Raw genomic sequence first — 24194 nt, forward strand, 5'->3', positions numbered from 1 at the left:
CGATTTAATTATATTTCTTGTTAAGTTGAATCAATTTATCTTTTATCTGCTCTGTGAGCACCTTCCCTTTCGAAGCATATAAAGCCTCCAAATATGCTATGAATTTATCAAATTCATAGGTCTCTGTACGCCCTCCAAACACCCAGGCAAATGACGGTACAAATTTAGCATAAAAACTTGTATCTGCCAGCATGCTTGCAAGACCAATTACGGTACCCGTATTTAAAGCCGAATTAATGCCGATACGTGTATAATCACCGATAAATGATCCACATTTTAACAGCCCCGTATCCCTGTCGCGATTTAATGCATAATCATAAATAGCGACCGTTTTCAAGTTATTCTTTAGATTAGAATTGGACGTTCCTGCCCCCAGATTACACCAATCCCCTATAACTGAGCAACCTAGATAACCATGATGCCCCTTAGCCGAAAAGTCACCAATAACCGAATTACCGATCTCTCCACCGACCACCGCCTGTTCTCCCACGGAAACATTACCATAAATGGTAGTTCCCATTTTTACAACCGATCCTCTCCCAAGGTATAAAGGACCACGTAAATGAGCTCCTTCCATGATTGTAACACCTTCATCAATATATATTGGACCGTGAAGTGAATTAAGTGTTGAACATTCCATGCTAACATTATGCTCAATAAAAATATGATTACCCAGCAGTTGATTTGTTTCAGATATGCATGGCAACTTAACATCTTCAATCAACAAATCAAAATCCCTTGTTATTTCTGGGCCATTCAATAAAAATAGGTCTTCGACTCCTTTTAAAATACTAACATCACATCCTATTTCCGTTACGCGGTAAAAGCCAGTACAAGTATAACGATAACATAACACATAGCCATCCTGCACCAATACTTCACCAATATCCATTTTTTTTAACGCTTCCATTAATGCAGTTGAAGGAACAAGATTTTCGGATACAAATATAAGCCCTTCCTCATGATCCCAGTTTACAACGAACTGAACACTATATGTCGAACCTATCTTTTTCCATTTTTCTCGTAAAGTGAGCACACCGACCCGCAGATCCAAGCAAGATTTAATGAAAGTGAGGGGATAAAGAGTCTTTTTATTGAAAGTAGTCAAATTGGGGGTAAGCTTGTCCAACGTCTGGATAGCATCAAAGCAGTCGGTAAAGAAGATTTTCACAACCTAAAAATAATAAAAAAACTCGACAAATCATATTTATCGAGTTTTTAATATTGTAATATACAGATCTGCTACAATTATTTTTTGTTGTAACGGCTACGGAATTTGTCGATACGACCGGCAGTATCAACCAATTTCATTTTACCTGTATAGAAAGGGTGTGATGTGTGAGAGATCTCTAGTTTTACAACTGGATACTCATTACCATCTTCCCATGTGATAGTTTCTTTAGTATCAACACAAGATTTTGTAATAAAAGCATAGTCATTTGACATATCTTTAAATACAACTAATCTGTAATTTGAAGGATGCAAATCTTTTTTCATTATTATTATGATTACGTATATTCAATTATTGAGGTGCAAAGATAACTTATAAAAATGTAACTTACAACAATTACCAAGAATAATTAGTTGATTTTTTTCACATTTTCATTAACAGCACTCATCAAGGTCACAAAGGTAACATTCTTTAATCTAACCAAAGAATAATTTTGTTTACCGCCTCCCAAACCCAACACAAAACATTAATAAACAGAATTTTATGTAACCAAAAATTAAATTAGATAAAAAATTTCCGCTTATATTGTGATACTAAAAGCGCTAGGCTTATCATTGAATGAAGCATTTATTTCCAAGTGACAATGATGAAAAGTGACAATGGGGATACGTCCTGCCATTTACACTACAGATTTCGAGACAATTGCTACATCAGACGCCAAATAGCATAACCGTGTCAAACAAAATCCTTGGCTAAAAAGCTGGCGCGAAAAAAAATGGCCCGGAGTTAGGTTCCACACCTAACCAAAAACCATTTCGCCAAAGAATTGAGGCAGATGGAAATTAGGGGCTGGGTTTTCTATTTTATTCCAGGAGATAAAATGTGGCTGTTTGAGGTGATCACCACATTTATAGAAATTACCATGAATTATTTTACCTTTCAAGTTTACAAGTTCGTCAAACTTAAATATAGAAAGCGGAATTACCTCAATCATCGTCCATCGCTTATCACTACCATTACGCATTATTAAGGAAAAGGTACGAACCTTTTCTATCTCACTCGTATCTAACCTATTTCTTGCTGCTTTTTCGGCAGTACCATAACCGATCAATCCAGTTCCAATTAAATTAAATTCTAAGTTGTAATAATGCTTACAACCATCAAATGACACAAAAAATTCCACACAACTGTCTTCCCATACATTCTGATTGACTTCAGAATAGTGGCCGCGAAGCTGTTCTTCGATGACCTCATATTGCAATACTAGGTACTCCGCTGTGTAACCAATTTTAAATTTTACTTCGGGTTTGTATGGGAAGGATTCGCTCCAATTGTTACAACTCAGCGACTGCGTTTCGAGATCACTCATGAGCTCTGACAAGGTCTTATAATCAAGATCCTTTGTCAAATCAGCTGCAATAGGCAAAATAGTCAATTTCTTCATTCAACTCTGTTTTTTTTGGAAAAAAGAAGCTTCGTCTACTTGACAGAAGCTTCCAAATATGATTAAAGGTATAAAATTGTTAAATGCAATCAAAAACAACCTTACGCATAAATGCTTCATTCCTTTCCATCTCCTCTACCAGCTTCAGTTGTGTGTTTGTACGCACGAGATTGTGATCCTCGTACTTTGTTTTGTAATAATGGTCGCCTTCCAAATAGTCAGTCAAAAAACGTACGCCCTGCATAAAAGGCAATAAAAAAGCCCCATCTACCAATGTTTCTTTTTCCATAGTCGTCAAAAAGTCATTCGCTTCTTCGAGATAACCTTCCGCATAAGCTTTATACAAAGCCAAATTAAGGCTAATTTTAGACACATCGGTTTCATCTTCCGCAACAGGATTTATAATCGTCCGAATAGCATCACCGAAGTCGTATGCAACATATCCAGGCATTACCGTATCCAAATCTATCACGCATTGCATTTTATCATGATGATCCAAGAGCACATTATTAAACTTGGTATCATTATGGGTTATGCGCAGGGGAAGTTTACCTTTGCTACCTAGTTGAAGAATGGTCTGCATGCGATCTTCGCGGCTAAAGATAAAATCTAATCTGTCTTTCACCAATGCTACGCGTTTACAGTTGTCTTTAGCGATCGCTTTCCGAAGATTTTCAAGTCTAAAATCTATATTATGAAAGTTAGGAAGAACTTCAACGATCAGTGACGCATCCAAATCTGACAACTGCTTTTGGAAAAGACCAAAAGCACGCCCGCCCTCCGCTGCTTGAAATTCAGTTTCTACAATATCATAACTCTTCGTATCTTCAATTAGGATAAACATACGCCAATAATTTCCACGGTCATCTTGGATATACAAATTCCCGTCTATCGTCGGGACAATGGTTAATACGTGATCGCTGACTCTTTTGCCCTTTGCGACTTTAACTTTTTCACTAAGATGCTTGGTAACTAGCGCTATATTGTGCATTAGCCCATCCACATTAGGAAAAACATGGTGATTAATCCGTTGCAATAAGTACGATACCTGGGTATTTTCAGTAGTAATTACACGATAAGTATCATTGATATGACCAGAACCAAATGGTTGAACCGAAATGATATCTCCTTCTAATGTGAATTGTTTTGCCGCGCGCTCTATTACTAATTGGTTAAAATCAGACATTAAACTATGTTTTTAAATCATCAATGTGCTTGCAATATCACAAATTGAATTAATAAATGATAATTTTTATTTCAATCAAACGTTTGCATGAAATTTATTAAAATTAAGCAAACGTTTGCACATTCATTTATCGCAAATGAAATAATATATTTGTTTAGAATAGCCAGTCCAACAGACTGTTTTAATAAGTAAATAACTAATATACAAACTCCCTATATCTCAAAACAATGGATAGAAGAAATTTCATAAGATCGACTGCCATCACTACAGCTGGAATCGGTGTCCTTTCAAGTACAGACTTATTTGCCCAAACAAATGGTAAGATAAAAATTGGCTTTATTGGCGTAGGTCTTCGAGGACGTAATCATGTGCAAATTGCGCTAAATAGAGATGATCTAGAAATTGTGGCGATCTGTGACACTCAAGAAGAATCTCTAGCCCAATGCCGTAAACAATTTAGTGCAAAGGGAACCAAACTTCCAAAAGAATATACGGGCGGTAAAGAGGCTTACAAAAAGATGTTAAGCAACGAAAAATTAGATGCCGTTATTATTGCCACTCCTTGGCAGTTCCACAAAGACCAAGCTATTGACGCAATGAAGGCAGGATTATATGTAGGGTGCGAGGTTATTGCCGGTTTAACTGTGCAAGATCATTGGGACGTTGTCAAAGCTTCCGAAGAAACCGGAAAACCTTACATGACATTGGAAAATGTAGCGTTTCGGCGCGATGTACTTGCTGTATTAAACATGCATAGACAGGGGCTTTTCGGTGAATTATTACATCTTGAAGGGGGCTATCAACATGATTTACGTGAAGTGCTTTTCAACGACGGAAAAAATTATTACGGTCACGGTGTCGAGTACGGTCCAAAAGCAATTTCAGAGGCGCAATGGCGCACACAATTCAACATCGACCAAGACGGCGATCTTTACCCTACACACGGATTAGGCCCAATCATGCAATTTGTAGACATCAACAAAGGAAACAGATTCACTCATATTACTTCTTACTCAAGTAAAGCGCGTGGATTGGCTGCGTATGTCAATAAAGTTTCCCCAGGACACCCTAATGGTAAAATCAATTACAAAAATGGGGACATCACACAAACGATGTTACAATGTGCGAATGGAGAAACCATGTTATTGACGCATGACACACACTTACCAAGACCCTATTCTATCGGTTTTCGCGTACAAGGAACAGATGGGATTTGGATGGATGTTGCCAAAGGCATACATATCGAAGGTAAATCTAAACCGCACACTTGGGATTCTGCAGACGAATGGGTAAAGAAATATGACCACCCAATTTGGAAAAAATATGAAGAATTAGCAAATGGTTCTGGTCATGGCGGAATGGATTGGTTTGTATTCAATGCGTTCATTCAATCCGTGAAACAAAAGGTACGGACTCCAATTGATGTATATGATTCTGTAACCATGAGTGCAGTATTTCCCTTATCTACCGAATCTATTGCGAAAGGAAATAAGACGTTGGAATTCCCTGATTTCACGAAAGGAAAATGGAAAACGAAGAAAAACACCTTTATGTTAGATGATAGTGGAATGTAATTAGAAAGACACACTTACTATTAAAAAAGCCGTATTGGAAGAAATACGGCTTTTTTTATGAATGTTCCACATAATCATAATAATCCTACTATTTAGCTGGTCTTTTCCGTAAATTAGCCCTAGTAAAAACTTTCAACTCATTATGCTTACCGAAGCAATTATTATTTTAGCCCTGATTATTCTAAATGGAATACTGTCGGCATCAGAAATATCCATCGTATCCAGCAGAAAAGCAAGATTACAGGCCGAAAGCGATAAAAATAATGCAGCAGCCAAAATAGCGTTAAGTCTAAAAGAATCGCCCAACAGCTTTCTGTCTACTGTACAGATAGGTATTACGCTTATCGGGATATTAACAGGATTTTTTTCTGGTGGCAGTATATCATCGTACTTAGTAGAAGTCTTCAATAAATCGAGTATTATCGCTCCATACAGCGAGCAGCTCGCTGTAATTATTGTTGTATTTATTATTACCTATTTTTCATTGGTACTTGGGGAGCTAGTACCCAAACGCATAGGTATGGCCATTCCAGAAAAGTATGCCATGCTTATTTCTTATCCGATGAATCTGCTCAGCAAAATCGTTCGGCCATTTGTGTGGTTACTAAGCATATCAACAGAGTTTATCGTCAAAATACTTAATATTAAAAGCAGCGGTAATAGCGTCACGGAAGAAGAAATAAAAGCCCTGGTAGATGAGGGTGTGGATAGTGGAGTCATTGAAGGAATCGAACACGATATCGTGGACCGTCTGTTAAGTTTAGGGGACAAAAAAGCGGTTAACCTCATGACCCACCGTAAAAATATTGTGTTCTTGGACCTCGCAGAATCCTTTGAAGAAAACCGCAAGATTATACTAGACAACGATTATTCCATCTATCCTGTCTGTGAAGGTGGACTTGATAACATTAAAGGAGTTGTTCATGTAAAATCATTACTTCGACAATGTCTCCAAAATGAGCCTTTTGACCTAAGAGTCCTTATGTTGCCCATCAAATTTGTGAACGAGTTTAGTTCCTCCTACAGTATCATGAATACCTTGCGGACATCTAGTATTCATCAAGCGGTCGTCATAGACGAGTATGGGTCACCTCAAGGAATTATTACGCTACGGGATATTGTTGGTGATTTGGTAGGCAACATTGAAGAAAGCGATATCATTGTCCGTCCAACAATACGTCAATTAGAAAATGGAGACTATGTTGTCGATGGACAATATCAGATCGAAACCCTTTTGGATGAATTTGAGATAGGCCTTTCTGAAGAAGATGAAAATGAGATTAGTAATGTCACTACCGTAGGCGGCTTAGTGTTCCTCCGATTAGATCATGTACCCGAAGAAGGGGAACGTATCCAATTTAAAAACCTAATTTTTGAAGTGCTTGATATGGATGGACACCGCATCGATAAACTATTGATGAAAGTGACAGACTAGATCTGAATATTCCAAATCCCTATTATCTAAAAAGAAGCGTGGGCTGATGATCATGATCATCAGCCCACGCTTCTTTTTAGACGGATTCCCTCACGAAATTAGTTGATACCATGCATCATTTTTTTCAATATCGGATTGAACGCAATCAATAAAAGCGCAGTAACACCAGGAACTATAGCAAATATCATAAAGAAATAAGACATAGAGTGCTCTTCTGTGATTTTATCGATATAAGAACCTAAAAACCCGCCAATGAAATTTGCGATCGCGGAAGCACAAAACCAACATCCAAACAAAAGGCCCAAAAATTTCTTCGGAGAGAGTTTACTTACGTAAGATAGCCCGACAGGTGATAGACAAAGTTCTCCTGCAGAATGGAAAAAATAGGCGATAACAAGCCAAACCATACTGACTGATGCTGTTTTAGCCCCCTGTGGAATGTCATTGGCGCCATAAGCTAGCGCGGCAAATCCAATACCGACTAATATCAGACCCAGTGCAAATTTTACGGGGCCAGAAGGATTCCATACCTTTTCCCAGAATTTACTGAAAGAAGATGCAAGAGAAATAATAAAAAATGCGTTCAATATTTGAAACCACGAAGCGCCAACTTCCGAACCCGTTATACCGATCTCGCGAAATATTTTCCATAAACCCAAGCCCCAGATAATACCGAATGAAATTGCTGTAAACAAAATTGTAAGCGGATACTGTTTATATATTTTTCTAGCCAATGCTATCAAAACAATCGTTACAATTACGATAGGTACAATGGTCAAAATTGTATCAATCCATTTAAACGTAATCGCTGAACTTCCTGACAAGACACGCTGCGTGTAATCCTTCGCAAATATTGACATCGAACCGCCAGCCTGTTCAAAAGAAAGAAAGAAAACCACGCTGGCCAACATGAATATTGTAACAACGATAAGGCGGTCTCTAACAACATTTCCAGGAATAACCTCATCAATATCTTCATGATTTTTGACCTTTTCGTCATGATGAGCCTGTAACGCTTTCGGCGTATTACCGATAATACCAAATATGCGCTGTCCAAAATAGAATTGTAGCATGCCGAAGAACATAAATACTCCAGCTAGTCCAAACCCATAATGCCAACCTATTTTTTCACCGATATAACCACATAGGAGCATTCCCAAAAATGAACCAGCGTTGATACCCATATAAAAAATTGTATAACCTGCATCCTTCTTTGAACTTTTGTCTGGGTATAGATTTCCTACCATCGAAGAAATATTAGGTTTAAACATCCCATTCCCTAAAATCATTAAGAGTAATCCTAAATAGAAGAAATTTGAATGGACAGCTTCAAACGCCATAGACAAGTGTCCTAATGTCATAATCAATGCACCAATCAAGATAGCCTTCTTAAAACCAGTCAATTTATCCGCAATCATACCACCGATCAATGGAGTCAGATAAACAAGACCAGTATAGGTCCCATATAACTGCATCGCCTGCGCATTGCTCCATTCCCACCCACCGTCAGCGATCGTACTGATTAAAAATAAGGTCAATAAAGCCCGCATACCATAGTAGCTAAAACGCTCCCACATCTCCGTGAAAAATAGTACAAATAATCCAGCGGGATGCCCACTCACCATCTTGTCATCTATACCCTGCTTGGCCAGATGCGCTACAAGAATTTGATCTTTTTCTTGATTCATATAATTTCAATAATTGTTTTATAACTCAGGTTTTGTTTTTATTTTGATAAAAATTGCTTGAAGATACACTAATTTTCTATGAATTAGTCAATTCCATGCATCATCTTTTTTATTTTTTTATTGCCTAAAACAAGGAATACTGCCGCTATCATCGGTATCACTGTAAACACAGCAAAGAAATAAGACATGGAATGAGATTCGGTAATCTTATCGATATACGACCCAATAAAGCCTCCTATAAAATTAGCAATAGCATTGGCGCAAAACCAAAAACCGAACAGTAATCCAAGGAATCGCTTTGGCGACAGTTTACTAACATAAGACAATCCAACCGGACCTATACATAATTCGCCTACTGTATGAAAAAAATAAGCTAAGACCAGCCAAATCATACTGACTGAGGCAGCTTTTGCACCAGTAGGAATCTCCGAACTACCAATTGATAAAGCAGCAAAGCCGACGCCGACCAATGTCAAACCCATTGCGAATTTAATTGGCCCAGAAGGATTCCATACTTTTTCCCATATCTTACTAAATGAAGTCGCCAGTGTAATTATAAAGAAAGAGTTCAACATCGGAAACCATGATACCGTAACTTCAGAATTCATATCATAATATTCGCGATAGACCTTCCATAGACATAAGGACCAAATGATCACAAAAGAAATACTGGAAAAAAGTATAATCAAGGGATATTTACGAATGATTTTTTTAGCCAAAACGAACAAGACACCAGTGATAACTACAATAGGCAACACGGTCAACGCAGCGTCAAACCATTTAAATAGTATCGCTGCATCCCCACTCAACACCCGCTGTGTATAATTTTTAGCAAATATTGTCATTGACCCACCCGCCTGCTCAAATGCTAAGTGAAATACAATACTTGATATCATAAAAATAACAATCACCAACAAACGATCACGAACGACATGTTTCGGATTTTCTACCTTATTTACTGCGTCATCGGTAAGCTCTTCCTTCCTTTCTGGGGTATTTCCAATTTTTCCAAAAATCCGTTGGGCGAAATAAAACTGCAACATACCCAAAAACATAAATACACCTGCTAAACCAAATCCATAATGCCAACCAACCTTTTCGCCGATGTAACCACAAAGCATCATTCCTAAGAAGGCCCCTCCATTTATTCCCATATAAAATATGGTATAACCGGCATCCTTTTTGCCCCCTTTATCGGGATACAACTTACCAACCATGGATGATATATTCGGCTTAAACAAACCGTTTCCTAGAACAATAAGCACCAGACCTGCTAAAAAAAAGCTTTTATTAAACCCTTCTAAAGCCATAGCAATATGCCCCAAAGTCATAATTATAGCACCGACCATAATGGATTTTTTATATCCTGTGAGACGATCAGCAATAATTCCACCAAATAGCGGAGTCAAAAACACCATTCCGGTATAAAGACCATAGAGCTTCATCGCCTCTGCATTAGTCCATCCCCAACCATGTTGTGCAATAGTAGAAACCAAAAAATTCACTAAAAGCGCCCGCATACCGTAATAGCTAAAACGCTCCCACATCTCCGTGAAGAATAATACAAATAATCCGGCGGGGTGCCCTTGTACCAATACATGCTCCGCCCCTACTTTTTCCAAATGGGTTTCTAGAACAGCATTCTTTTCAAAATTCATGTTTTTTAATAGTTGTTTTTCAAAATGTGGTAGTGCAATTTCCATTTATTATTTCATCATCAGCAAATGGAAAACTGATAAACCTCTTTATTACCTTAATCTCATAGGATCAAGTAGATGTCAGACCAACCAATGTCTAATTTAAGCCCAGTTAGACACAAAGAGGTAGATGAATAAACATCCCTTATAACAGTCAAGTTCTTTCCATCTATTGAAAAGAACTTGATTTATTCATGATTAAATCAAAGGACGTAAACGTTCCAGCAACCTTTTAGTCGCAAAGATCCCCTCTTCCTCGCTCAACTTACTTCCCTCATATTCAATACCAATGTATCCTTTGAATTTTGCTTTCTTGATGATCTTTAACATACGCTCATAATCAATTTGCGTTTCGTTGCCGTTGGCATCAAAATCATGTGTTTTGGCGCTGACACCATGCGCATAAGGCATCAAATCTGTGACGCCCTGATAACGATCATATTCATAGAAGTTTCCAAGATCAGGCAAACTTCCACAATACTTACTACCGACTGCTTTTAGTGTATTGGCTAACCAATCACCATGTGAAGAAATACCACCATGATTTTCTACAATAATACTGATTCCTGCTTTTTTGCCTATATCTGACAATGTGGTTAGGCTTTCAACAACACGTTTACTCACTTCCTCAGGCGACCCTTTACCGGCAGCATTAACGCGTATGGCGTGACATCCCAGAAAATTAGCTGCAGAAATCCATTTATAGTGATTTTGCACAGCTTGTTTTCTCTTGGTTTCGTCTTCATCACCTAGATTTCCCTCACCATCAATCATAATGAGTACATTACGTACACCATTATCTTTAGCACGCATATTCAGCTCAGTAAGATAATTATTATCATTCGCCTTATCTTTAAAAAATTGGTTCACGTATTCTACACCATAGATACCATATTTTTTTGCAGCCAAGGCTGGAAAATCCAAATTATTCAAATCTCCTTTGAATAAAGATTTGTGCAAAGACCATTCCGCCAGGGAAATATCAAACCAATCTTTCTTCGCTGCTGCAAAGCTCTCCAACGAAGGAGCCAATGCAATCCCAGCAGATGCTAATGCAAGGTTTTTAAGAAAATCTCTTCTTGAATTCATGTGTTTAGATTTATGTGTTATTTAAATATTTCCCCAGCCAGTGCTCAATACATCAACCAGGTGCATGGTCTGAATAGGTAATTTATGTTTATCGATGTAAGATTGCAACTGCAGTAAGCAAGATGAATCAGTCGATATGATGTAATCCGCATGCATATCCAAAGCATTCTGCACTTTCTGTTCAGCCATCGCAGCCGATATACCTTCGAATTTCACCGCAAAACTACCACCAAATCCACAGCATGTCTCACTATCTTTTACCTCTACCATCTCCAAGCCCAAAACCTTACTCAGTAATATTCGGGGTTCATCTTTAATCTTGCATTCCCTTAATGCCGAACATGAATCGTGGTATACGGCAACTCCCTCCAATTCAGCCCCAAAATATTCCTTTTTCAGAATGTTTACTAAAAAATCAGATATTTCAATAACCTGTTGTTGTATTTTATGACATTGATGGGAATCTGCAGAACTAGCGAATAGATCGTTGTAACCGTGCCTTACCATCCCAGTACAAGAAGCAGACGGAGAAATAATAACATGCTCGCCTGAAAAATCTCTTAGAAATTTCCGTCCAACCTGCTTTGCATCTTCCCAAAACCCAGCATTGTATGCCGGTTGGCCACAGCATGTCTGCTCGGGATTATATACAACCTCACAGCCAACTTTTTCCAGTAAACGAACAGTATTAAACGCAGTCTCAGGATAAAGCTGATCTATAAAACAAGGAACAAAAAGTTCTACTTTCATATTAAATTTGATCAATAAAATTAAGATTTATTGGATACTAAAATCCGCACCAAAAGTAACAATCCAATTACAAAAAATAAAGAAAGAACCAATGCTGAGTACCGAATATTGTGTGTTATTTGTTCTATAATCCCAAATGAAAATAACCCGATGACAATGGCTACCTTTTCTGTAACGTCATAAAAAGAGAAGAAAGCAGTGGTGTCTTTGATATCAGGTGGAATTAGTTTCGAATAGGTTGAACGTGAAAGCGACTGAATTCCGCCCATGACTAGGCCTACCAGTGCGGCAATAATATAAAATTGAAGCGGAGTCGATAAATAAAAAGCTGATATGCAGATTCCGATCCAAATCATTACTACCACTATCAATACTTTAATATTTCCAAACAGTGTGGATAAATAAGACATTAAAAATGCTCCTAAAATGGCTACAAGCTGAATAAGAAGAATCGTGGCAATCAATCTTTCCGCACCTAAGTGCAGAATTTTCTCTCCGAAGGAAGAAGCGACAATCATTAAGGTCTGCACACCAATCGCGTAGAAGAAAAATGCCGGCAGAAACTGTTTGATTTCAGGAATACCTTTGATCTTTTGAATCACGTGTCCAAATTCATCCCGTACGTTCTGTATGAAGCTTTTACCTGTAGTATTACCAGTAGCCTCAATTTTGGGTAGATATTTAAATGGAATCATAGAGAACCCGAGCCACCATAATCCAACCATTAGAAACGATATGCGTGCTGGTAAAGAGGCGTCTGTAATACCAAACCATCCTGGTTTAAGAACGACTATAAAACAAAGAATCTGTAATGTAACGCAGCCAATATAGCCATAAGCAAAACCTTGCGCGCTCACTTTATCCTGTTGATCAACAGTAGCTAAAAGTGGCAAATAGGAGTTATTAAACAAAACACCGCCGATATAACCCATTGCAGCAAGCACAAAACATATGATACCGATTTCCAGCGTATCAAGCTTAAAAAAGAATAGGCACATACATGCCATCGCGCCCATATAGGTAAAGAATTTCATGATCTGCTTCTTCTTTCCATTTGCATCGGCGTACGAAGAAATAAAGGGCAAAGAAAAAGACATCAGCAAATACGCAAAAGCTAAAGAAAAATTGGAAAGTGCGGTATTAACCACTTCAATTCCAAAGAAACTGACAACATCTCCATGCTCTTTCGTTGTAGTAATTGCTGTATAATAAACTGGAAATATTGTGGAAGTAATAACAAGGTTGTAAGCAGAATTGGCCCAATCAAACATGGCCCAAGAACGAATCAATTTTTTGTTGTTTTTTACAATTGCTTCCATTTAAATTGGCTTAATAAGTTTGACGAATATAAGTAATAATTTTAGCCATTTCTTTACGAATTGCACTTGCCCGATCATCAATATAATTATTGTTCATAAAAGAAAAGGCCATTCGTCTTCCTTTCCGTGTAATGAGATAACCGCTTTGATTATAGACAGAGGTAATAGTTCCGGTCTTAGCAAAAACAAAGGGTTCACCAAGATCTTTGCTATAGGTTCTTCTCAGCGTACCATCTATACCTCCAGCTGGAAAAAGGCGAAAGCGATCCTTCTCATCAGGTAATTTATTTTTCAGAAGAACCAACAAATCCACATTATTTTGCGGAGTAACCTTATTATAGGAAGAAAGACCTGATCCATCAAATAGGGCAACCTCGGCTGAAAAATATTTATAAACGTTATTCTTCATCCAATCCCGCACCAAGTAGGTATCAAATTGGCCAAACTGCTTCCACGAGCACATCATTAAAAACTGTTCAGCAATAAAGTTATCACTGGGCAACATCATTTCACGAATGAGATTTTTTGTTTCACATGAATACAATATTTTTGTATCGTTTGGTTTTGTATAGGTCAGGCGATTTACCTGCTTACCTAGTGTATCCGACAACAATTTCACAAACAAACTATCCGAATAAATAAAAGGGACTTCATTGACATAATCATTTGGTACTGGACGTTTTGACATCCAGAAATTATTGCTTCGAAAAGAGCGTGAAAGCTCGAATTCACCTTTTTTAGGCTCAGGCAAAAAATCCAGGTCTTTCTGAAAAATTCTGGGAGAGGTATTTAAATGATTGTATCCCCTTTGACGAAAAGTAACCACGTTTCCATAGATGGGAAATGTGCTTATTTCAGGCTGATAATAGGCTTCAAAATCCTCCATTGCCCAACCATGTGCGTAGAATTTATTTCTCATAGTACCGGCAACAAAATAGATCGTTTTATTTGTTCTTTTCAAAAAATCATACACCACCCTTGTATCCAAACGATTATGCAAAAAAGTCGGATCTCCTGTTCCCCAGATTAACAGCGAATCTCCGCGTTCAACATACTCCAAACCTGGTATCGAATCACCCAGCAGCGCCAAAGCAGCATAAGTAGTATACATTTTAGTGTTGGAAGCAGGTGTGAAATGCTTGCTGCCATTAACATCCATGACAAACTTATCGGCATTTAAGTCATACAGTGAAAATCCGTAGAAATGATCATTTAATATTTTGGATTCCTGAAGCATATGGTAGACGTCTTCAAAATCCTGGGACTTAACAATAAGGGTAGAAAATAGGACAAGCCAAAGCAGTAATAGCGTACGCAGGAAATTTTTCATTGGTGTAAACATACAAAAAAAGCGGTCATCTGATTAGATGACCGCGTAAATAATAGAATATAAAAAATTTAATATCCAGGATTTTGTTTTAGATTTCCCATACTCGCATTGATTTCAACTTGAGGAATCGGAAAAATTTCATTTTTACCGGGTGTGAAGTTGATATTTTTAAATGTAGGAAGAATACCTCCTTCGAAGGCGGAATAGGCTGCAATTACATCCTTCGCTATACCCCAACGTACAAGGTCATAAAAACGATGTCCTTCCATTGCTAGCTCTAATCTCCGCTCAAAACGTACAGCTCTTCTAGCCTGATCTTGGTCACTGAAAGCGAGATAAGGTTTCACATTATACTTTGCAGCTGGCACTCCTGTATCTGTCAACTTTCCAGGCAATTTAGATGCCCTGATTCGAATAGCATTAACATACTTCAATGCTTCAGGAAGGTTATTCAATTCAACTTCACACTCCGCGGCCATTAATATAACATCAGCAAGGCGAATAATATTTACATCTAAATCTGTAACATAGGTACCATCATTCGCCGTATGTCCTGAGAATAGCGCTTTAGGGATCATTGTCTTTATAATAGAGAAGGGGCCAGCATGTGGTCGCTGTCCATCCTCGCGTCTCAACCAAGGATCTCCGGGAAACACACCATAATCCAAATACATGACTCCTCTTCTTCCGACATTATAATCAAGACGAGGATCGAATTGTAGGTTTGTATTCACTTTGTAATCAGTAAGATCCTTTCCTGTCAAAAGAATATCCGAAGTATACGGATTATTTCTATAAGAACCATCTAACAACGGTAGTCCATTCGCATCAACTTTATAGGCATTAACCAAGTCTATGGAAGGTTGATAAAAACCACAACATCCAACAGGTCCACCATTTAAACCCGACAACATATCCCCAACATTTGCATTATCTCCCGAACCATCCGGATTAATTATATGCTTTGACACCATAATCGCTTCAGGACCGTCTTCTTTCAATACATCGTAGTTGTCCTGATAAGGCATTGTGGTAATGTCTTTTCCTGCAATGACAACCTTAAACAAATCAAGTGCTTCTTTATACTTTTTCTGATAAAGGTAAAATTTCCCTAAATATGATTTTGCCACATTTTGGTCCATTCGCCCAGCCTCGTTGTTAATTTTTGTCAAAGGTAAATTCGCAACAGCAGTTTTCAAATCACTTTCAATCAGCGGCAAAATATCCTGATCATTTTTAATAGTTTTAGCGTCTTCAATTGAGGTATTTTCATTTATAGCTGGAATATTTTTAAACACACGCCATAATAGAAAATAATAATGGGCTCGTAACAATTTTGCCTCTCCTTCGATCTGTTTAGCACGCTCTGCAGTTACGGTCTTACCTGTACTTTGATCCTCAGCCAATAATTTGAGCGTTGTATTCGTACGAAGAACGCCTTCATAGTACACTTGCCACATCGTACTTAAATTATCATTCGATGAAATAGGAGAAAAGTTCACCAATGCATTCATATCAGGTTGATCTGTCGGTATAGACCCTTTATGCGCATTATCTGAAGTAATTTCACCAAATACCCATTGGCTCGGAGCAGAAGAATAATTGCCCCAGGTACCATTCACATTTCCATTTAATATGGAATAAGCACCTATTAGTGATGCCTCTACACCTTTTTTAATTCCGACCTGATCTTCAATCAATTGTCCTTGCGGATTCTTTTCCAAGAAACTTTTACCACAGCTCGCTAAGCCCAGAATGGCTATCCCCGTGATTCCAAGCAATATTTTTATATTTTTCATTGTACTCAAATTAAACATTAAACTAAAATCCCACACTTACGCCCAACATGTATTGTCTTGACTGTGGATACACCCCAAAATCAACGCCAAGCGCAGGGTATTTGGATGGGGTCGCCGTCACTTCAGGGTCTAATCCCTTATATTTTGTAATTGTAAACAAATTAGTCACCCCTAGATAAGCACGAAGTCTCTTCACCCCGGTATTTGATCCAAATATTTTATCAGTCTGAAAGTTATATCCAATCTGGAAATTTTTCATTTTGAAAAAGCTCGCATCTTGAATATAATACGTTGATGAAGCATATTCATTTGGAGACACTTTATCTTTGGTTATCGACGGTACAGAACCAGATGGGTTTTCGGTACTCCACATGTCTTGGAGCCGCGTACTTTTTTGTCCATCAAAAACACCAAAATCAGTAAAATAACGGGTTGCTTCATAATTTTCATTACCTTTTGATCCATAGAAATACATCATCATATCAAAATTTTGATACCGCGCATTAAAATTAATAGCATAGGTAAAGTCCGGATGTGGGCTACCAATAATCGTTTTATCGCTTTCGTCTATTTTACCATCGTTATTGATATCCTCGAAGCGGAAACCACCCACACGAGCCAAATCATAAGAAGCATACTGAGTTAACTCACCGCTATTTTGGTAAATTCCTGCGACCTTAAATCCATAAAATGCGCCAAAAGGGCTTCCCGCTTTCATAATTGATGTCTCCATACTCCGAAATGCACCGTAAACAACCTGTTCGACTCCTGGAGCGAGTGAAAGAATTTTATTGTCATTTTTCGAGAAATTAACCCCTAAGTCGTAATCAAATTTATTCGGATCATGTTGCTTATGGTGATAGTTAAGAGACAACTCTACCCCTTTATTTTGCATATCACCCACATTTAAATATGGAGAGTTACCCCTTCCAACTGCTGTTGCAGGTAGAGGTAAAGCAAACAACATATCGGTAGTTTTCTTATTATACCAGTCAAATGTTCCTTCTATTTTACCTTCAAGAATAGAGAAGTCCAATCCGAGATTGAGCGATTTTACCTGTTCCCATTTCACATTTTCATTTTGATAATCGCTGATCCACATCCCGCTAACAAGATTTCCACCGATTGGATAGGAAGAGGAATTTTGTGATAGTTGAAATCTCTTTAAATATTGGTAACCGGGAATACGTTGATTTCCGGTAATTCCGTAACCCGCCCTAATTTTCAAATCATTCAACCAAGAGATATTCTTCATAAAATCCTCCTGTGACAAGCGCCATGCCGCACTGGCTCCAGGAAATACACCATACTTGTTATTCGGCCCGAAATTTGAAGAGCCGTCCCTTCTTACCGTGGCACTTAATATATAACGATCTTTATAGGAATAATCTACTTTTCCAAACAATGAAAACAGCGAACCATAGGTCCCTTCACTCGCTCCCGATTTCTTGCTACCCGAACCGACATAAAAATAATCTAAGTTATTCGTAATGAAGTAATCATTATCAGTTCCTCTAACTTGTCGATGCGAATTATCAATAGCCTCCGTTCCTAACAAGATATTTAAATTATGAACGTCGTTAAAATTCATTTTATAATTCAATGTATTGGTCCAAGTCCATTCGGTATTGTAACCTGCCGTTTCGGCGATTCCATTATTGGCACTTCCCTCCTGAAACTCGAGATTTGGATAGGTATAATCAACCCCATAATAATTTTCGTATTTAATACCAAAACTTGTCCTGAATGTCAATCCCTTCAAAATATCATATTCCCCAAAAGCATTGCCAAAAAATAGGTTCGATCTATTCACATCATCTTTTGCGCGAAAAGCAATAGCGACAGGATTTTCACCATTTCCCCATCCACCGATCGACCCAGCGAAATTCCCTCCCTCATCATACACAGGAATAATATTCTTAATCCGATAGGCAAATCCAAGCGCACTACCTTCACCTATATAATCCCCGGCTGTATTCGTATTAACACCAATACCATGACCTTTTGTCATCGAATACTGCATATTTTCTCCAAAACGAAGTTTCTTATTAAATGCAGAAAAGTTAGTATTTGAACGGACGTTGAATCTTTCAAATCCAGTATGGATTACTGTTCCTTTTTGCCCCAAATATCCACCTGAGACTGCATAGGATGCGTTTTCGCCACCACCAACTGCACTTAATTGATAGGATTGCGTAGGGGCATTTTGTGATAATTCTTTAAACCAATCTGTGCCTGCTTGGTTGGCTTTTGTAATTTGAAAAAATTCTTCTTTATTGTCCGCATAGTTATACTTGGACATATCTATATTCTTAGGATCTATCTCATTTCCAGAAAGCGAACCATAGCGGAGATAAATGGGAAGATCCCCTGTATTACCATTAATCCTGTACACCTGGAGAGGATCTAACATTTTCGGAAATCTACTTCTATTAGGTACTTGTACGCCATAATAAGTATCCAAATTAATCTGTGGTTTGCCTGATTTACCCGATTTTGTTGTTATAATAATAACACCATTATTTGCACGAGAACCGTAAATTGAGGCTGCCGATGCATCTTTCAAGACCTGCATAGACTCTATATCATTCTGGTTTAACCAGCTCAGTTTTCCTTCGTATGGAACCCCATCGATCACATAAAGCGGTTCGTTGTTATTAATGGTACTATAACCGCGGATTTTGATCGCTGGAGTAGCGCCAGGTGCACCATCGGTCACAACTTGAACCCCTGTTGCTCGACCTTGTAAAGACTCGACCGCACTTGCCGCTGGAGTAGTTTTTAATTGGTCCGTATTGACGACAGCGACAGATCCCGTCAAATCCTTCTTACGTTGCGTAGAATAACCAGTCACGACGACTTCTTCTAATGCGTCTTGAGAGGCAGTTATCGAAATGGCAAGATCAGCTTTCGACGAAACAGTTACTTCAGTACTTTTGTACCCGATATAACTTACAATAAGCACATCGCCCACTTTTCCCTGAATGGTAAATGCACCGTTCTCATCGGTAGACGTTCCAGTGCTACTCCCTTTCACTTTCACAGAAACACCAGTGATACCTTGACCTGTCGAAGCATCTTTCACGACTCCTTTAATAGGCGTCTGTTGTACGCTTTTGGTTTTCATCAATGAAACGACTTCAACTTTGCCATGGTTGGTTAATCCACTGGCAAATCCATGAGTAGTCATTCCTCCCCCAACGAGAAGAGAACTCATAAGCAGAAACCTCGTATTGAACTTTTGGCGCAATATGAGATCAAAACAATTTTTGTCCGCTTTTTTCATCATAATTTTACTAAATAGGTGGTTTAAAAAATTTATGTTTATTCTTTAGTTATTTAAATTGATATTGGTTTATATTTAGTTTTCGGTTATTTTTTTTAAGCGCAACAACAGCGACAGTCCGTTCTTGTTATCAGATTTAGATCCCTGGTTATTTATTTTTTTCTAATTTGGTTACTGAATAGAAATGTTAAAATCTGTTAAATAAATGTAAAGAATAATAAATGTAAAAAAAAAGGAAAAATATCGATAAATTCACAAATCGCTATAAATCAAGTTATTGTATTTTATACACTATCTTAAATCGCAATACTATTGTTACACTAACGCATGCTTCTGTTATGTCAGTCAATAGGTTTGTTAAAATTCAATATAGACGTCAAATATTGTACAAATAACTTTAAATAAGCTAAAAGCTCCTTATATTTGTTATTGATGAATGTAAGTAATTTATTAGAACGGGCGCTCCAATTCGAGTTCCTATCCAAGGAAGAGGGCATTTTTTTATATCAAAATGCACCTACAGCTGATTTGACTTTCGTAGCCAATGAATTGCGTAAAATACAAGTACCCCATGGTAAGGTGACATGGCAAATCGATAGAAATGTTAATACAACAAATGTGTGTATTGCGAATTGCAAATTCTGCAATTTTTTCCGTCGTCCCGGACATGAAGACAGTTACATCACCGATATCGAAAGCTATAAACAGAAAATAGAAGAAACATTTAAATTCGGTGGTGACCAATTGCTACTACAAGGTGGTCATCACCCCGATTTAGGTATTGAGTTTTACAAGAATCTTTACCGGCAATTAAAAGCGCTTTATCCTTCACTAAAACTGCATTCTCTTGGACCTCCGGAGATTGCGCATATTTCCAAATTAGAAAACATGAGCCATATTGAAGTATTGACTCAATTGAAGGAATCGGGCTTGGATTCTCTACCTGGAGCTGGGGCTGAGATCCTAAATGACCGTGTTAGGCGTTTAATCTCAAAAGGAAAATGTGGAGGTAAAGAATGGTTGGACGTGATGCGGGCAGCACATAAAATAAATTTGCCTACTTCAGCTACTATGATGTTCGGTCACATTGAAACAATAGAAGAACGTTTTGAACACTTGGTATGGATTCGTGAAGTTCAGGATGAAAAGCCAAAAGAATCGCATGGATTTATAGCCTTTATTCCTTGGCCCTTTCAAGATGACGGCACCTTGCTAAAGAGACTCCGCGGCATTACGAATAACGTAACAAGTGAAGAATATATCCGTATGATTGCTTTAAGCCGGATTATGCTTCCTAATATCAAAAATATACAGGCTTCTTGGCTCACAGTCGGAAAACGTACCGCACAGTTATGTCTGCACGCCGGAGCGAACGACTTCGGCTCAATTATGATCGAGGAAAATGTTGTTTCAGCAGCTGGTGCGCCACATCGATTTACATCAAAATCTATACAGGAAGCAATTTTGGAAGCTGGATTCAGTCCCCAACTACGAACACAAAAGTATGAGTTCCGCGAATTACCAGCTCATATGGTCGAACAGGTCATTAACTATTAATACGCCACATTGAAAGACGTCATAAGAAATATTGAAGCAATTATATTTGCTTCTACTGAAGGAATCGATCTTGCCGATATAAAACAGATTTTGCAAGAAGCTTTAGCCATCGAAGTATCGAGAGACGAACTGCGTGACTTGATAAAAAAAATTGAAACCAAGTATCAGGATGAAGACGCTGTACTCGAATTACGCTACATTAACAATTCCTACCAGTTTTTGACAAAAGCGTTGTACCACGAATCGATTCAGCAACTTCAAAACCACAACAATAAACGAAAATTAAGCCAATCGGCTCTGGAAACACTCGCGATCATTGCTTACCGACAGCCCATCACAAAACTGGAAGTTGAACAGATTAGAGGTGTCAGCTGTGATTATTCCATTCAAAGACTTCTTGAAAAGAAATTGATCAAAATCGCCGGAAAGGCAGATAGTATAGGAAAACCATTACTTTATGCAACTAGTCCACAGTTCATGGATCACTTTGGAATCAATGGTGTCAGAGATCTCCCGCAAATGAAAGATATCGTCACAGAAGACAACGCTATCGGCGAAACAAATGAATAAATAAAATAAAATAAATTTTTATTTTTAAAATACAACTCAACACATTGATTAACAGAAAAATAAAGTGTAATATTTTTTTAAAAAAAAGTTTTGAAAAATAGTTTTCTTCTCTAATTTTACAACATTAAATAAGAAACAATAAAGTATTATTTTATGAACACGGCAACTTTAGCTAACGAAGATTTTGAAGAAGTAAAATTCGCATCTTTTAACGGTCCTGATGACGATGATGATGATTTCGATGATGATTTCGATTTACCTGAAATCGACCCGATTGGAGGATTGGATGACTTCGATGATGAAGATGAATTTTAATATTTTAGTGTAATATATCACTACCTATTAAAAACACCAGAGTATCATTAAAAGATAAGGCGTCCAATTTGGTTGGACGCCTTATCTTTTATTTACTTTACCTGATCGATCAATTTATGCAACTCCATTTTGGGAATCATTCCGCTCTGTCGCCATACTTGCTGGCCATCCTTAAACAGAACGAAAGTAGGTACGCCACTTACCTTAAAAATCGAAGCAATTTTTGAATTCTTGTCGACGTCAATCTTTATGATAGACAAATCGTCTTGATAAAATTCCTTAAGATCCTGTAAAATAGGTGCCATAGTCTGGCAAGGACCGCACCAAGTCGCAAAAAAATCCACCAGAACCAGCGAATTTGATTGAATAATCTGGTCAAAAGTAGCCATTATTGATTCTCCTTTTCTTCTTTTTTCAATGCTTTATATCCGCCTTGGATATTGCATATATTTTTAAATCCTTTCGAACTCAAAATAGATAAAGCTATTGTACTCCTGTATCCCGATTGGCAATATATATACAACTGCTCATCATCTTTTCTAAGTTCAGCACCAAAATTAACTAAATCTGTTAAGGGAATATTCATTGCATTGTCAATATGTCCACTTTTAAATTCTGTCTCTGTCCTTACATCTACAATATGACCCTGAACTGATTTTTTATTAGATTCCCTCGCTGTAATAGTACTTAAAGACGCTACCATCTCTTTACTCTTCCAAGTTTCAATCCCCCCTTCCAAAACTCCAACAATATTTATATAACCTAACTTTATCAAATGATCAATGACAGCCTCATTATTTTCCGAATCAGTGATTAGCAAAAACTTTTGATCTTTGGCGGGGAAAACTTGCGTCAGAAAATGATCAAAGGGACCTTCAAAACTAATATTAATCGAATTTGGAACGAATCCCTGCAAAAAATCATCACAAGATCGGGTATCAAGCACCTGAATATCATCAACACTACAAAGCTTTTTAAACTTATTCAATGTTAATAGAGGCGGATTGGAAGGGAGTTGTTGTTGGATACCCGGGCGGGATTTTGGTTTTGCCTGCAATTGCTTTTGATTACACACTGATAAAAAACAAACGCAAAATAGTGAGATAAAAAATCTATACATATATTCTTATTTAAAAGGAATAAGCAGCTTTTCCAATTCCTCAATTTTACCATTATATATATTAAGGTCAACATTGCCCTGAATCCCTAGTACGGTACCTTTTTCAGAAAATTGCCAGAAAGTCCAATGCTCTTTGGGGTTCTCAACCCAAAAATTGTAATTTGCAATCCATAAGGTATAAGCTGCAAATTCCTTTTCCAGAAAATCACTATAAAACTTATCTCCGGAGTAAAGAATCGGTTTTACCTTATAATGGGCTTCTACTTCATTAAGCCAACGTCTTAGCCCAACTTTCAAACTATCCATAGATTGTTGTTTGGGATGCTCCTCAATATCCAAAACTGGCGGCAGATCACCAGGTTGAAGTTTAACCTTACGAATAAAATTTTTAGCCTGCTTTACTGAGTTCTCGTTGGGTCTGAAATAATGATAAGCACCTCTTAAAACCGCCCTATTTTCAGTTTTACTCCAGTTTCGGCTAAACTTATCATCGATTCCTCTCTCGCCCATCGTGGCCCGGATAAACACAAAGTCTATCGGAAAGTGATCATTGATTGTGTTTACATATTGCCAATCTATTTCTTCCTGATAGGCAGAAACGTCAATGCCAAACACTTTGTCGTCATGCTTACTCATAATCTCAATATTCCTGATATCGTATTTAGCCTCCTTTGTTAAGGACTTATCCTTAGAAGTAGCCACACGGAAATAATAGATAATTCCAGCTCGATAATGCCACAAGACAAGACATAGAAAGAATAAAAACATTCCTGCTACCATCCAAATCCACTTAGTCTCTCGAACCGGGCCTCCTTTTGTACCTGTTCTTTTTGTTTTTGATCGCTGTTGCGCCATAGCACGATG

Annotated in this window: 20 protein-coding genes; 5 read left to right on the forward strand and 15 right to left on the reverse strand. The window is 37.7% G+C overall.

Annotated elements, in window-relative coordinates:
* Positions 1-4: 4 nt before the first annotated feature.
* The 4 genes from J2X77_RS20380 to J2X77_RS20395 form a co-directional block, all read right to left on the reverse strand.
* Positions 5-1171: a putative sugar nucleotidyl transferase gene (locus tag J2X77_RS20380; protein ID WP_209578845.1), complete on the reverse strand. Its 1167-nt coding sequence runs from the start codon at positions 1169-1171 to the stop codon at positions 5-7.
* Between the two features lie 77 nt (positions 1172-1248).
* Positions 1249-1497 (reverse strand): type B 50S ribosomal protein L31, encoded by a 249-nt coding sequence (locus tag J2X77_RS20385; RefSeq protein WP_209578846.1) that lies wholly within the window; start codon positions 1495-1497, stop codon positions 1249-1251.
* 473 nt (positions 1498-1970) lie between these two features.
* Positions 1971-2615, reverse strand: a complete 645-nt coding sequence (locus J2X77_RS20390) for a carbohydrate-binding family 9-like protein (protein WP_209578847.1) — start codon at positions 2613-2615, stop codon at positions 1971-1973.
* 79 nt (positions 2616-2694) lie between these two features.
* The gene (locus tag J2X77_RS20395; RefSeq protein WP_209578848.1) at positions 2695-3801 is read right to left on the reverse strand and encodes a phosphotransferase enzyme family protein; all 1107 of its coding nucleotides are present in this window, start codon (positions 3799-3801) and stop codon (positions 2695-2697) included.
* A gap of 227 nt (positions 3802-4028) precedes the next feature.
* On the opposite strand from J2X77_RS20395, the gene J2X77_RS20400 reads away from it, so the two are divergent.
* Together J2X77_RS20400 and J2X77_RS20405 are read left to right on the forward strand one after the other, a co-directional pair.
* Positions 4029-5375 carry a Gfo/Idh/MocA family oxidoreductase gene (locus tag J2X77_RS20400; protein WP_209578849.1) on the forward strand — a complete coding sequence of 449 codons (1347 nt, stop codon included), beginning with the start codon at positions 4029-4031 and terminating at the stop codon, positions 5373-5375.
* A gap of 142 nt (positions 5376-5517) precedes the next feature.
* A complete protein-coding gene (locus J2X77_RS20405) occupies positions 5518-6810 on the forward strand; it encodes a hemolysin family protein (RefSeq protein ID WP_209578850.1) in 1293 nt (430 codons plus the stop codon).
* Between the two features lie 98 nt (positions 6811-6908).
* Here J2X77_RS20405 and J2X77_RS20410 read toward each other — a convergent pair whose 3' ends face one another.
* The 8 genes from J2X77_RS20410 to J2X77_RS20445 all read right to left on the reverse strand — a co-directional run bounded on the left by J2X77_RS20410 (position 6909) and on the right by J2X77_RS20445 (position 19771).
* Positions 6909-8498: a peptide MFS transporter gene (locus tag J2X77_RS20410; RefSeq protein WP_209578851.1), complete on the reverse strand. Its 1590-nt coding sequence runs from the start codon at positions 8496-8498 to the stop codon at positions 6909-6911.
* Between the two features lie 83 nt (positions 8499-8581).
* A complete protein-coding gene (locus J2X77_RS20415) occupies positions 8582-10156 on the reverse strand; it encodes a peptide MFS transporter (protein WP_209578852.1) in 1575 nt (524 codons plus the stop codon).
* Positions 10157-10393: 237 nt separating this feature from the next.
* Positions 10394-11284: a TIM barrel protein gene (locus tag J2X77_RS20420; RefSeq protein ID WP_209578853.1), complete on the reverse strand. Its 891-nt coding sequence runs from the start codon at positions 11282-11284 to the stop codon at positions 10394-10396.
* A gap of 21 nt (positions 11285-11305) precedes the next feature.
* Positions 11306-12034, reverse strand: a complete 729-nt coding sequence (locus J2X77_RS20425) for a (Fe-S)-binding protein (RefSeq protein WP_209578854.1) — start codon at positions 12032-12034, stop codon at positions 11306-11308.
* Positions 12035-12054: 20 nt separating this feature from the next.
* Positions 12055-13353: an MFS transporter gene (locus J2X77_RS20430; protein ID WP_209578855.1), complete on the reverse strand. Its 1299-nt coding sequence runs from the start codon at positions 13351-13353 to the stop codon at positions 12055-12057.
* 10 nt (positions 13354-13363) lie between these two features.
* Positions 13364-14683: a D-alanyl-D-alanine carboxypeptidase gene (locus J2X77_RS20435; protein WP_310082253.1), complete on the reverse strand. Its 1320-nt coding sequence runs from the start codon at positions 14681-14683 to the stop codon at positions 13364-13366.
* A gap of 68 nt (positions 14684-14751) precedes the next feature.
* Positions 14752-16482, reverse strand: a complete 1731-nt coding sequence (locus tag J2X77_RS20440) for a RagB/SusD family nutrient uptake outer membrane protein (RefSeq protein ID WP_209578857.1) — start codon at positions 16480-16482, stop codon at positions 14752-14754.
* 22 nt (positions 16483-16504) lie between these two features.
* Complete coding sequence (locus tag J2X77_RS20445; protein ID WP_310082255.1) at positions 16505-19771, reverse strand: TonB-dependent receptor; 3267 nt, start codon at positions 19769-19771, stop codon at positions 16505-16507.
* Between the two features lie 429 nt (positions 19772-20200).
* Here J2X77_RS20445 and mqnC point away from each other — a divergent pair, with 429 nt between their 5' ends.
* From mqnC to J2X77_RS20460, 3 genes are all read left to right on the forward strand, one after another.
* The gene (gene mqnC, locus J2X77_RS20450) at positions 20201-21325 is read left to right on the forward strand and encodes a cyclic dehypoxanthinyl futalosine synthase (protein WP_209578858.1); all 1125 of its coding nucleotides are present in this window, start codon (positions 20201-20203) and stop codon (positions 21323-21325) included.
* Between the two features lie 9 nt (positions 21326-21334).
* On the forward strand, positions 21335-21895 hold the full coding sequence (gene scpB / locus J2X77_RS20455; protein WP_209578859.1) for an SMC-Scp complex subunit ScpB: 561 nt from the start codon (positions 21335-21337) through the stop codon (positions 21893-21895).
* Positions 21896-22048: 153 nt separating this feature from the next.
* Positions 22049-22210, forward strand: a complete 162-nt coding sequence (locus J2X77_RS20460; protein ID WP_209578860.1) for a hypothetical protein — start codon at positions 22049-22051, stop codon at positions 22208-22210.
* Positions 22211-22302: 92 nt separating this feature from the next.
* Here J2X77_RS20460 and trxA read toward each other — a convergent pair whose 3' ends face one another.
* The 3 genes from trxA to J2X77_RS20475 are packed head-to-tail and all read right to left on the reverse strand — an operon-like array spanning position 22303 to position 24185.
* Positions 22303-22599 carry a thioredoxin gene (gene trxA, locus J2X77_RS20465; protein ID WP_209578861.1) on the reverse strand — a complete coding sequence of 99 codons (297 nt, stop codon included), beginning with the start codon at positions 22597-22599 and terminating at the stop codon, positions 22303-22305.
* Positions 22599-23330, reverse strand: coding sequence for a rhodanese-like domain-containing protein (locus J2X77_RS20470; protein ID WP_209578862.1), 732 nt, complete (start codon positions 23328-23330; stop codon positions 22599-22601). Before J2X77_RS20470 ends, trxA begins: the two co-directional genes overlap by 1 nt.
* 6 nt (positions 23331-23336) lie before the next feature.
* On the reverse strand, positions 23337-24185 hold the full coding sequence (locus J2X77_RS20475) for a GH25 family lysozyme (RefSeq protein WP_209578863.1): 849 nt from the start codon (positions 24183-24185) through the stop codon (positions 23337-23339).
* Positions 24186-24194 lie beyond the last annotated feature (9 nt).

It is taken from the genome of Sphingobacterium sp. 2149, assembly GCF_031455655.1.
GTDB lineage: Bacteria > Bacteroidota > Bacteroidia > Sphingobacteriales > Sphingobacteriaceae > Sphingobacterium.